The sequence below is a fragment of the uncultured Intestinibacter sp. genome (assembly GCF_902468165.1).
Classification (GTDB): Bacteria; Bacillota; Clostridia; order Peptostreptococcales; family Peptostreptococcaceae; genus Intestinibacter.
Genome location: NZ_CABQXJ010000002.1, coordinates 28,437 through 41,925, shown reverse-complemented (window position 1 = coordinate 41,925; position 13,489 = coordinate 28,437). Strand labels below are relative to the sequence as shown.

Sequence of the window (13,489 nt, the reverse complement as noted above, 5' to 3'; positions counted from 1 at the left end):
GTAAATTTAAGAAAAATGTAATATTGTTGTAAGTTGAAAATATACTGGAAATATGGTATTTTTAATCTAGATTTTGACTAAAAATAATAAATAAAAGAGGGAAGAGGTAAAACGCAGAATGGATAAATATATCAGTAATAAGATAAAAAATGTGTCGTTATTCATGACGTTTTTTGTAGTTTTACTACATTCAAACAATCTTGAATCGGCAAAAGACGTAATAAGCGCAAATTCAATAATACAAAACTTTATAGGTCAAGGGATTGTCAGAATTGCCGTTCCTGTATTCTTCTTAATATCAGGATACTTATTCTTCTACAATTTCACACCTACTATGGAAAAATGGAAATACAAATTTAAAAGCAGATTTCATAGTTTATTTATACCATATGTAATTTGGTGTACAGGTTGGTTAGTTATACTATACTTAGTAGAATTAGTACCTGCGGGTAGGGCTTTATTCTCAGACAGAATAATAACAGACTATACTTTAAAGGAATTATTCGTAAATACATACGTATATCCACTACCATACCAATTTTGGTATATAAGATCATTGATGTTAGATGTATTATTAACACCAGTGTTCTACTATATAATTAAATCATTAGGCAAAAAATCACTACCTATATTTGTTGTAATTTGGTTCTTATATCCAATATCAGAGATGTTTGGAGGAGTATGGATATTACAAATATTTAATTATCCATTCATGTTATTTGGAATAGGGGCAGCTCTTGCAATAAACAAAGTAGACTTACGCTTTAAATCAGTAACAGAAAATCAAGTTGTAGTAATAGGAATTATATATATATTAGCGTGTGCAGTTAGGGCAGCCCTTATGTACACAGATTTACCATTATTAGATTTAGCAGAGAATGTAGTAATCTTATTTGGTGTTCCGTTTATGTGGTTATTATACGATAGAATAGACAACATAAAAAATAAGAAATTCAAAATGGCTAAATACGGAATATTTATATACTTCTTCCACATACCATTCCAATCTATCCTTAAAAAGATATGGTTTAAAGTTATGCCTATGAGTAATATGAGCAGCTTAATAATATTCTTCGTAGCCCCAGTTATAACAATAACTGTATGTGTACTTGTGGCTATGTTCTTAAGAAGATTTATGTATAGATTCTATGAAATTCTTACAGGAGGAAGATAGATTCTATTAATATGAATATATATAGTACTTCATTTCAACTATTTTGATGTGGAGTACTATTTTTTTATATAAAGTCTATAAATACTGTAGTTTTGTATATTAGTAACTTGATATTAGTTGTATTTATGAATTTATTGTAGATATTTGACATTTTAAGGTGGCTATAAAGATAATTATATCGAATTTTTAATAGAGGTTATTTTATTTTAGTGTCAAATTTGATTAATATAATATTCAAGAGTGCAAGTTATAATCTGTAGATTGATTAGGAGGGGTTGCTGTGAAAAAATTTTTTAACGTTTTTACTATTTTAATAATAGTATTTATATTTAGATCGCCATTAAAAGATATATCTAATAATTTAATAAGTTATGTGCAAGGAAATGTAAACAATATAATAAATAAAATAGATAATGAAGATGAATACATAAATAATTCTGCTATTGGTGATGAAAATAATGTAGAGGAAAGTGTATCAGATTATAATGGTTCAGTTTCATTTGATAATTACTCGACAATAAAGCTAGGAGAAAGTGTTAAAAATGTAATCTCTAAAATGGGGGAGCCAAATAAAAAAGAAGGTAGCGAGTATGGTTTTAAATGGTATGTATACAATCAAGATATAGATAAGTTCTGTATGATAGGGATTTCTAAAAATAAAGTCGTAGCATTATTTAGTAATACTATGAATTCATGTGAATCTAATGGTATAAAACTAGGTGACGTGGAAAGTAAAGTGAAAAGTGAGCATAAATTACTTGATTATAGACGAATAAAAAACACTAGATATATCTTAAATGAAAAATATTATAATTTGATTAAGACAAAATCAAGTTATATCACAGTTTTTTACGATTCATTTGAAGATAATAAAGTAGTAGGAATACAAATTATAGGCAAAAAGACAGAAGAAAATATGGCTGAAATTTATACATCTGATGAGTCTGTTACTACTAGTTTTGAAAATATAAACAGATATTTGATAAATGAGGAAAGAAGCAGACGAGGACTAAATATGCTTTCATATGATGAAAACGCTACTTTGTGTGCTCGTGCTCACAGCAAAGACATGAGAGACCAAGACTATTTTTCACATACTAATTTAAAAAATCAAAGTCCATTTGATAGGATGATTCAATATGGAATCAACTATCAAGGTGCCGCAGAAAATATCGCAGCTGGACAAACTAGCGCAATCTTCGCCCACTATGCACTTATGAATTCAGAAGGGCACAGAGTTAATATATTGGGAAACTATAGATACATAGGTGTCGGCGTTGTATTCGGTGGAAGCTCAAGCATGTACTTAACACAAAACTTTTATAGATAAGTATATAATTTAGAATAAATATAATTAAAATTTAAATATATGCTTGACATAAATAAACAAATGTGTTAATATAGGATTCGATTAAGTAGACCAGATAATCGCGGGCAGCGCAAGCTGCGTGAGGAAAGTCGGAGCTCCATAGAGCAGGGTGCTAGGTAACGCCTAGTGGGAGTGATCCTAAGGAAAGTGCAACAGAAAATAACCGCCACTTTATGTGGTAAGGATGAAAAGGCGAGGTAAGAGCTCACCGTCGACTAGGTGACTAGTCGAGCCGTGTAAACCCCACCTGGAGCAAGGCCAAGATAGGGCATAAGGGATGTTGCTCGCATCCTCCGGTAGGTAGGCCGCTCGAGCTTATTGGTGACAATAAGCCTAGAAAGATGATTATCAAATACAGAACTCCGCTTATAGATTTGCTTAATTAACCATGAATGTAAAACTGCAATTTTAATAATTGCAGTTTTTTTGTGCAAAAAATAGTATTTTGTAACATAAAACTACATCATAACCCACGTTTAGATATTTAGTAATCTAATTTATTGCGGTTTCATACCAACTGTGATACTTTTATGCAAAAGGGGTAATTATAAATCTGACTGTATAAAGTCCATTGGGGGGAAGACAAATGAATATTTTAGTTACTGGCGGTGCTGGTTACATAGGAAGCCATACTGTCATAGAATTAATCAATGCTGGGTATGAAGTAGTTATTGTCGATAATTTATGCAATAGTAGTTCTATTGTATTGGATAGAATTGAGGAGATTACGGGAAAACGCGTAAAATTTTATGAAATCGACACGAGAGATAGCGAAAAACTTAAAGTGGTATTTGAGGAGAATAAAATCGACGCAGTAATACATTTTGCAGCGCTTAAGGCAGTTGGTGAATCTGTCGAAAAGCCACTAGATTATTACGATAACAATCTTACAAATACTTTAACAGTATTAAAATTAATGAGGGAGTTTGGGGTAGATAAATTTGTATTTAGCTCATCTGCAACTGTTTATGGCAATCCAAAAACTTGTCCAATAAAGGAAGATTTTCCACTTTCAACAACAAATCCTTATGGAACAACAAAATTAATGATAGAAGAGATTCTTAGAGATATCTGCAATGCTAATAAAGATTTTAATGTTGCAATACTTAGATATTTCAATCCAATTGGCGCACATGAAAGCGGTCTTATAGGAGAGGAACCAAATGGAATTCCAAATAATTTAATGCCTTATATAACTAAGGTAGCAGTTGGTCAGTTAAATCAACTTAGTGTGTTTGGAAATGATTATGATACACACGACGGAACTGGTGTAAGAGATTATATCCATGTTGTCGATTTAGCAAATGGCCATGTCAAGGCACTTGAAAAATTAAACCAAAAGCCAGGATTAGTTACATACAATCTTGGAACAGGAACAGGATACAGCGTTTTAGATTTAGTAAAGGCGTTTGAAAAAGCAAGTAATGTACAAATTCCATATAAAATAGTAGATAGAAGACCTGGAGATATCGCTATGTGTTATGCAGATCCGACCAAGGCTAAAGAAGAATTAGGCTGGGTTGCAAAATACGATGTAAACAAGATGTGCAGAGATTCTTGGAACTGGCAAAGTAAAAATCCAAACGGATATAAAGATAAAAAACTTCAAACTGCAAAATAAAAATTCTAATATACACAATAATTTTATAAACAATAAACATAATGAAATTATATCTAATATATATAATTATTTCAGAATCAATAAATTAAGCAGTAATTTCGTGATTAAATAAATATAATGATTTTATGTATAATAGATATAATAATTTTATAATTAATAAATTAAACAGTAAATTTATAATCGATAAATTAAGAAAATTTAAGAAAGCTTTATAATATAATTAATAAAAAATTGACTAAAAGTATGATATATAATATATATGGCTTTTAGTCAATTTGCATTTATAATAAAAATTTTTAGCTACAATAGGAGGAAACGTGGAGTATTTAAGAATTTTAATTTTATCAATGATACCAGTAACAGAGCTTAGAGGAGCTATACCGATTGGGATGGCGCTAGATTTAAATCCAATTGGGGTTTATATAGCGAGTGTTGCTGGATCGACATTAGTTTCAGTGCCTTTAGTCTTGACTTATAGGCATATTGTACAATTTATGAGGGATAAAAAAATTTTCGTAAAATTGTTAAATAAAATAGATCAAAAAATAGAAAATAGTATGAAAAAAATGAAGGCAGCATCTTTGCTTGGAATAATATTATTTGTCGGGATACCACTTCCAACAACGGGGACTTGGACGGCTGCGGCGATTGCATCAATTCTTAGAATGAGGATAGTAGAGGCGTTTGCAGGTGTTTTCATAGGAAACTGCTTATCGGGAATTATAGTTTCATTAATCTCTTATCACATAATATAACAAAAAATGGTAACAAAATCTTAACCTATTTTCGCAAAGAAAAATAAGGTAAAATATGGTAAAAGGTGCTAATATATTTGTAGAGAGGGGGTAAGAATATGAAGAAAGCATTCAAGAAAATTTTCATTGTACTTTTTACAGTAGTAGTTATATTAGTTGGTACAGCACCAATAAGTAGTGCAGAATCAAAATATCTTATAGTTGTAAATTCAAAGAAAAATACGTTGAATTATTACGTTAATTATACTCTAGTAAGATCATTTAGATGTTCTACAGGAAAACTTAGAACTCCGACACCACAATGTAAAACAACAATAGTAAATAAAATAAAAAACAGACCATATTATCAAACTCATATTCCAGGGGGAGCACCAAATAATCCTTTGGGAAAAAGATGGATGGGGCTAAATATCAACGGAACTTATGGAACTACTTACGCTATTCATGGGAATAATAATGAATCATCAATAGGTAAAAATATAACTGGAGGATGCGTAAGAATGCACAATAGCGAGGTTGAGTGGTTATTTGACCAAGTCCCAGTTGGAACAACAGTATTAATCAAAAATACTAGTGAATCAGATAATTATATAATGAAATACTATAATATGGGAACATTAAAAGCTACTTGGTACACAGAAAACAAGAAAACATATTATAAAAATCCAGATGGTACATTAGCTAAAGGATGGCAAACAATCGATGGAAATAAATATTATTTCGGAGCAACTACAGGAAAATTATATAAAGGTTGGGCAAACATCAATGGAAGTAAATACTACTTCGGCACAAACGGAGTAAAAGTAACTGGATGGCAAACAATTGACGGCAAGAAGTACTATTTCGGAACAACTACCGGAAAATTATATACAGGATGGAGCCAAATCGGTTCAAACACTTACTACTTCAGCAAAACATCAGGTAAATTATATACAGGATGGAGCAAGATAGGTGGCAAGACTTATTACTTAGGTTCAAATGGTGCTAAACAAACTGGCTGGGTTATAGTAGACGGAGAAAAATACTATCTAGGTACAGATGGAGTTAGACGTACAGGATGGCAAACAATCGGTCAACATAAATACTACTTCGGCAAGAAAACTGGTAAGTTATGCACTGGCTGGGCTCAAATTGGAAACAAAAAATACTATCTAGGTGACGATGGTGTTATGGTTACTGGAAAACAAACAATTGACGGGGTTGTATATGAATTTGATGCAAATGGAGTATTAATCCAAGGTTCAGAAAATAATTCTACTAATAAACCAAGTCAAAACACTACTAAACCAGAAAACAACCAACCAAGCCAAGATAATAATCAAAATAAAGAAGACAATACACCAAATCAAGATAATACAAATGGCGATGTGAAAAATGAAGATAACTCTTCAAAAGAAGATAATTCTTCACAACAAGAAAACGTAGAACAAATGCAAAGCGAAATCGCAAACTAAAATAGAACAAATGAAAAGTAAAATTACAAACCGATCAAAGGATTGTAGTTTATGCTTTAAAATACGAATATAATTATTTTTGTTATAAATACTGCTTAACGTAAAACAAACCTACATTAGGCAGTATTTTTTTAATTGTAAGTAAATTGTAAGGTTTTATCCGCCCTACTTAATTGAAATTTAAAATTTATTGTTCTATAATAAATTAAGTAACACGAACTATTTCAATGTATTGAGTATAAAAATAAGACAATTTCAATTTAGGGGGGGAATGTTGTGAAGAAATTAAACGAAATATTTAAGTTAGACAAAAGGACAATACATCAAATTTTATTATGGTTAATCGGAGGATTAGTACTAGTATTTGCAACTGAATTTCTACTAAGAGGCAGTTTTGAAGATGTAATAACATTGATAAAAGAAAAGCCAGGAGTAGTTTTGGCTAATTATCTTCTAATACTTATGTTGACATCTATATTCTTCTTAGTAAAAAGAAAATATATGGTATATTTTATTTCCTTTATGGTAATATTAGGAGTAGCAATTACGACTTTCTTCTTAATGAAAGTTAGAGGTATCCCGCTTACTTTCTCTGATTTATACTCTATTGGAGAAGCTATGGAAATAGCCGATAAATACATAAACAAAACTATGATAATAATAGCAGTGATATGTTTAGCATTCTTAATAGCAGTTGCAGTATTTTTATATAAATTAGACTGTGATACAAAAAGATTTAAATTAATCAACTTTGTACTTATATTTATAGTATCAATAGGATTTTTCTCAACAGTAAGATCTCAACAATCAAAAAATATAATGCAATTTAAAAGATGGGACATACCTGCATCATATAAATGCAACGGTCTGACTTATTCAACTGTAGAGTCATGCGTTAAATACATCAGAAAAAAACCAAACGACTACTCACAAGCTAAGATACAAGAAATTAAAGACAAGGTGGACAAGGCTGAAGCAAGCGACAACAGAACACTAAACAACAAAAAGCCAAACATACTATTTGTTCAGCTTGAGGCGTTTATGGATCCTACTGAAGTAAAGGGAATCAAATACAGCGAAGACCCAATACCGAACTTCAGAAAGTTAACACAGACATTTACTCATGGGATGGCAAGTGCTCCGACAACAGGAGGAGGAACAGTAAGAACAGAGTTTGAAGTTATGACAGGAAACAACATCGACTACCTTACACCTGGAGAAATCCCATACAACACAATACTTAAGAGTAAATACTATAACTCTGTAGCAACAACACTAAAATCAGAAGGATACAAAGCTCATGCAGTCCACAACTTCCAAGGTAACTTCTACGGAAGAAACAACGCTTATGCAAAACTTGGATTTGACGATTTTACATCAAAAGAATACATGAGCAACTACGAATTAAACGAAAGAGAATGGGTAAAAGACGTAATCTTAACTAAATATATCGAAAAGGCATTAGATTCTACAAAAGACTCAGACTTGGTATATACAGTCAGCGTTCAAGGTCACAGTAGTTATCCTACAGATGCTGAAAACTACGACTTCCCAATAAAAGTATCAGGTACATTAGACCAAAAAGTTCTAAACCAAATGTACTACTATGTCAACCAAATAAAAGGAACTGACGACTTTATTGGAGAACTAGTAGATATGGTAAACAAAAGAGACGAAGACACAATAATCTTATTCTACTCTGACCATATGCCAAAGCTTAAAATATTTGAAGATGACGATTTTTATTTAGATAAATACAAAGCCCCATTTGCATTTTATGCTAACTTCGATATAGAAAAATACGATATAGACGAAATAGAATCTTATGAATTAAGTTCATTAATGTTTAAAGAAGCAGGGTTAAAATACGGTCCAATGGAGAGATTCAACACATATATGAAAGATGATCCAGAATTCTCAAAAATGCAAGACCTTATAGAATACGATGTTTTATTCGGAAAATCATACTACATAAATGATGACGAAAAAGCAAAGAAAAACACTCTTAAAATGGGAGTAGAAGACATCGTAATCAACAATATCGAAACTAAAGGAAATAAAATGATTATACATGGAGAAAACTTCACTACAAACAGTAGAGTTTACCTAAACGACAAACAAGTCGATAAAAAATTCATAGACGAAAATACTTTAGAAGTCGATAAAATAGACAACTTAGACACAATATCAATAAAACAAATTGGACGTAATAGTGTAGTACTTAGTTCGACACAAGATTTCAAATACAGCGATTTACAAGCTAGCAAATAATTTTATAAAATAAATTAGCAAGTAAGTCACAAATTATCAAATAAACTGATTATAAGCTATGAAACAGGTTTAGTAAAATTTATAAAATAAGCTGATTATAACTTATAAACATAAGTGGGGGATATAAAAATACTTAGAGATTTTTATATCCCCTTTATTTGTTTAAATTAACTTAATATTAATTTGCTAAATTATAAATTTAAAACAAACATTATTAGGAGGTGGGGCTGATGTCTAGGACTGCGAAGAATGCAGTTATAATTATGGTGGCGACTTTGTTATCTAGAGTACTTGGATTTTTAAGAGAGACAATACTTGCGAATTTCTACGGAACAAGTATGGTTGCGGACGTATTTGTACTTACTCTAAATATCCCAGGGCTTATTATATCTATTGTCGGTTCTGTAATTTACATGATGTACATACCGATGTACTACGACACAAAAGAGCGTCTCGGCGAAGAGGAATCGCTTAAATTTACAAATAATATACTAAATATTTTATCAGTATTTTCAATAATAGTTTCGATCTTAGGAATAATTTTTGCATCCGAAATAATCAAAATCTTTGCGATTGGATTTACTGGAGAAAAATTCGCACTAGCAGTAAAATTCTTGCGTATTATGATGTTTGGTGTATTATTCTTATCTTTAAACAAGATTCAGTCATCCTTCTTACAAGTGAAGGACAGCTATTTGCCAGCGTCAATTGTAGGCGTTGTCTACAACTTAATCATAATAGGCGCGATATTTATAAGTGTAAAATACGGAAGTTATTACTTGGCGATTGGAGCATTAGTAGGTCTTTTTGTCCAAGTTATCATACTGCTTCCTTGCATGTATAAAAGAGGATATAAATACAGCTTTTATATGAATATAAAAGACGAATCCATCATCAAAATGATTAAATTAAGTATACCTATGATGATGGGGGTTGCGATGAGTCAGCTTAATGTATATGTCGATAAGGCGCTTGCGAGTACTTTAGGTGATGGTAAATTATCAGCTCTTAACTACGCATCAAGACTTAACGACTTTGTCGTTGCTATTTTCGTAACATCTTTAATTACTGTTATTTATCCGAAATTATCTCAGTTTGTAAACGAAAAAGACATAACAAACTTCAAAAAGATAATGGTTAAATCGAGTAACTGCATAATCTTAGTCGTTGTACCGATAGTATTCGGAGCGATATTATTAGCAGAGCCGATCGTAAGAGTTTTATTAGAAAGAGGAAGTTTCAGCCACGAATCAACTCTTATGACTTCAAACGCACTTAGATTTTATGCAATAGGTATAATCGGATATGCAGTAAAAGAAATACTGAGCAGAGGGTTTTACTCATTGGGAGACACAAAAACACCAATGATAAATTCATCAATCGCTGTAATTATAAATATAATACTAGACTTATTATTTATAAAACCATTTAGTTATATGGGGCTTGCTATGGCGACAAGTATCTCATACATGGTTACAGTAGTTCTGATGTTCTTCAGCCTTAGAAAAAAGGTAGGCTCATTTAATGGTAGAGCAGTAGCACAAGTTCTTATAAAATCTATAATTGCATCAATTGCTATGTCGATAGTAGTATTATTTACTTACGACGCTTTAGTTTCAATGTTAGGATTATCGTTTATAGGAGAATGTGCGTCTTTAGGTGGAGCGATTTTATTAGGAGTTGTAGTATATGCAATTTGTATAAAATTATTTAAAGTAGAAGAAATTAAAGTTTTAGAAGGAAGTATAAAAAACTTCTTCTCTAGATAAACTATATTAGTTTTAATAAACTACTTTGATAGTGACGATTTTGATTTGGAAAAGTAAGAATCATACCCCTAAACAGCCAAAAACTTAGTTTTAAATTTGTGTATGTAAATTTATTAAAAAATAAAATGAATTTAACTTAAAATAAATTTAAAATCGAATAAATTTGGTTTCTACTTTAAATTAAAAAGAAAAAGTAGAATAAAACATGTAAAAAAATTTACCAAAAAAGCCAAAAACTAACTATAAATTACCTGGCTTTGTAGAAAAAAGTTTTGAAGTATGTTAGAATAAATAGGAAATAAAATTTATAATATTAGGGGGTGAGTGTCACAAATCATGTTTACTGAAAAGAAAACAAAAACGACACTATCAAAAGCATTAGCTCTAGGAATGGTTGCAACATCTGTTTCTTTAGCTGGGCAAACAACAACAGCAGACGCAGCAAAAAACGAAAATACAGATACAACTTCATTATATAAAACTCAAACAATATCATCAAAAACAGGAACAGTTACAGCAAGTTCTTTAAATATTAGAAAGGGACCATCTACTTCTTACTCAATCGTAGGAGCTTTAAAAAATGGCCAATCAGTTACTATAACTGATACTGATAGCGCTACTGGCTGGTATAAAATAAAAACTTCAGCAGGAGTAGTTGGATATGCAAGCAACAAATACATAAAAGTTGATGGGCAAGTATCTGAAAATACTGGAAGCAATAACACAACTACAGCAACTGCTAAAAAAACTGCTACAGTTACTGCATCATCACTAAATGTTAGATCTGGACCAAGCACAGCATACTCTATAGTAACAACTTTATCAAGAGGACACAATGTTACTATACATGAAACTGCTAGCACAGGTTGGCACAAAGTTACAACTGCTACAGGAAAAACAGGATATGTTTCACCAACTTATGTAAAAGTAACAGGAAGTACTAATAGTGGAACAACTAATAACAATACTAACACAAACACAAATATACAAAGTGGTGTTTATGTAGTACAAAGTTACTCAACTATAACTAAAGTTGGTAAAGTTAATGCGACATCATTAAACGTTAGAAGTGGACCATCTACATCTTACAGCGCGAAATCTAGTGTTAAAAAAGGAAATGTAGTAGGAATACTAAAACAATACAGCAATGGTTGGTATGAAGTTAAATTAGCTAATGGAACAACAGGATGCGTTAGTGGAAGTTACTTAACAATAACAGCAGGAAGTTCATCTAGTATAACTTCAGGAAGTACTTCTGGAACTACATCAGGAAATACAAATACAAATACAGGAACAAGCACAAATGCAAAAGTTCAAGCTGTTGTAAATATGGTAAAAAGACAAGTTGGTAAACCATATGTTTATGGAGCTAGTGGACCAAACTCATTTGACTGTTCAGGACTTATGTACTACTGCTACAAAAATGCAGCTGGAATAACTATTAATAGAAGTTCTGCTGCTCAAGCATCAAACGGTAGATATGTAAGCAAAAGCAACTTACAACCAGGAGATTTAGTATTCTTCAACAGTGGAACAAACAGAATACGCCACGTTGGAATGTACGTTGGAAACGGACAATTTATCCATGCTCCAAGTCCTGGAAAAAGTGTTAAATACGAAAACTTATATTCTTCATATTACGTAAAAGGATACGTAACTGCTAGAAGAATTATTGGATAATAAATATTTTTTACATTAAATAATTATATTGTGAAGAAGACCACAAAACTTCTATTCGAAATAAAAAGAATAGTTGTTTTACGTGGTCTTTTTTGCGTTTTATAGAATATACTATGTTTCTGATTCATAAAATTTACTATTATAGAGGTAATTGGAGGAAATTGGTATGGTAAATATTACGAGCGGATTAATAGATAAAAAGGTAAAAAATATGAGGTTTTTCTTAAATTATCCGAAAATCGAGGTGGATGATGAAGGCGAAGAGATTCAACAATTTGCACAAGAGGTAAATAAATCAATATTAAACGAGGTAAGCATTTTTGAAGAAGTGGTTATCTACACTTATTGTGATGAAATAATAATTGGAAATATAAATGTTATTTCGGAATACAACGTTGCATTTAATAGAGGAAATATTGTCAGCATTCCTATGGAGTTTTCTCAAATTATTGGACTCACTGACATAAGCAATATCTACAGCTATAATTACGATTTTGATTTAATGAAAAAGATTACCTTAGAAGATATTTTTAAAGAAGATGTTGATTATGAAAAAATAATCCAAAGTTATATAATGGAAGAGATTTACGAGATTTTGGATAATTATACAAGCCACATAACTTATGATTTATATGAGTTGATGATGGAATCTATCTATATATGTGAAGATCCAGTTTTCTATTTTAATGGTAGAGATTTAGTAATCTGCATATCGAGTTTTGAATTAACAAGTCAAGTCTGCAATCTAATTGAATTTACAATATCATTTAAAAAAATAAAGAATATTCTAAGCGATTATGCTTTGAAAAATATATTTTTATATTAAATTTTGAGGAAGTGAAAAAAATGTTTGTCCGATATAATAGAGAATTGGCGGTGAAATACGCTACTGATTGGGCACAAGACAGAAACCCAAACTACAAAGATTATGAAAAATGGGGAGGGGACTGTACTAATTTTGTGTCACAATGTCTACATGAAGGAGGTATACCTTTTGATCATCATGGAAATGATATATTAAAACAGTGGTATTGGTATAGCGATATGAACAGAACTCCTACATGGACAGCCGCCGAGCCTTTTTACAAATACATCACAAAAAACAACACAAAAGACACCCAAAACTTTGGGATATATGCTGTGGAAGTATCATATAACGAATTGCAAATAGGAGATATTGTACAACTTATATACGAAAATGACTTAGCATATCACAACATGATAATCACAGATGTTATTTTAGATGGAGGGTATTTAATCGACTACTTAGTATGCCAACACACATATGATTTATACAACTTTCCTCTTAGCCAAAAACAAGGTGAAAAGCGATATATAAAAATTTTAGGATATTATGAGTAAAAGAGGATTAAATTGTTAATAATATTTGAAAAAA

The 13,489-nt window shown here is 31.0% G+C and carries 10 protein-coding genes and 1 other RNA gene; all 11 read left to right on the top strand.

The features are described 5' to 3' along the window. The first annotated feature begins 118 nt into the window (after positions 1-118). The 11 genes from RDX53_RS00625 to RDX53_RS00575 all read left to right on the top strand — a co-directional run bounded on the left by RDX53_RS00625 (position 119) and on the right by RDX53_RS00575 (position 13,455). Positions 119-1,174: an acyltransferase gene (locus RDX53_RS00625; RefSeq protein WP_295676741.1), complete on the top strand. Its 1,056-nt coding sequence runs from the start codon at positions 119-121 to the stop codon at positions 1,172-1,174. 280 nt (positions 1,175-1,454) lie between these two features. After that, positions 1,455-2,504 (top strand): CAP-associated domain-containing protein, encoded by a 1,050-nt coding sequence (locus tag RDX53_RS00620; protein WP_195928884.1) that lies wholly within the window; start codon positions 1,455-1,457, stop codon positions 2,502-2,504. Positions 2,505-2,586: 82 nt separating this feature from the next. Further along, positions 2,587-2,928: RNase P RNA component class A (gene rnpB, locus RDX53_RS00615), an RNA gene on the top strand. 201 nt (positions 2,929-3,129) lie between these two features. Then, on the top strand, positions 3,130-4,164 hold the full coding sequence (gene galE / locus RDX53_RS00610) for a UDP-glucose 4-epimerase GalE (RefSeq protein ID WP_307993467.1): 1,035 nt from the start codon (positions 3,130-3,132) through the stop codon (positions 4,162-4,164). 317 nt (positions 4,165-4,481) lie between these two features. Next, positions 4,482-4,919, top strand: coding sequence for a small multi-drug export protein (locus RDX53_RS00605; RefSeq protein ID WP_295677328.1), 438 nt, complete (start codon positions 4,482-4,484; stop codon positions 4,917-4,919). A 98-nt stretch (positions 4,920-5,017) separates the two neighbouring features. Then, positions 5,018-6,373: an N-acetylmuramoyl-L-alanine amidase family protein gene (locus RDX53_RS00600; RefSeq protein ID WP_195928888.1), complete on the top strand. Its 1,356-nt coding sequence runs from the start codon at positions 5,018-5,020 to the stop codon at positions 6,371-6,373. A 276-nt stretch (positions 6,374-6,649) separates the two neighbouring features. Next, a complete protein-coding gene (locus RDX53_RS00595; protein WP_295733851.1) occupies positions 6,650-8,644 on the top strand; it encodes an LTA synthase family protein in 1,995 nt (664 codons plus the stop codon). A gap of 230 nt (positions 8,645-8,874) precedes the next feature. Continuing rightward, complete coding sequence (gene murJ / locus RDX53_RS00590) at positions 8,875-10,413, top strand: murein biosynthesis integral membrane protein MurJ (protein ID WP_195928892.1); 1,539 nt, start codon at positions 8,875-8,877, stop codon at positions 10,411-10,413. Between the two features lie 324 nt (positions 10,414-10,737). Then, entirely contained in the window at positions 10,738-12,093 is a 1,356-nt protein-coding gene (locus RDX53_RS00585) for an SH3 domain-containing protein (protein WP_307993466.1), read from the top strand. A 166-nt stretch (positions 12,094-12,259) separates the two neighbouring features. After that, entirely contained in the window at positions 12,260-12,919 is a 660-nt protein-coding gene (locus RDX53_RS00580) for a DUF3298 domain-containing protein (RefSeq protein WP_195928894.1), read from the top strand. 20 nt (positions 12,920-12,939) lie between these two features. Beyond that, a complete protein-coding gene (locus RDX53_RS00575) occupies positions 12,940-13,455 on the top strand; it encodes an amidase domain-containing protein (RefSeq protein ID WP_195928896.1) in 516 nt (171 codons plus the stop codon). The last annotated feature ends 34 nt before the right edge of the window (positions 13,456-13,489 follow it).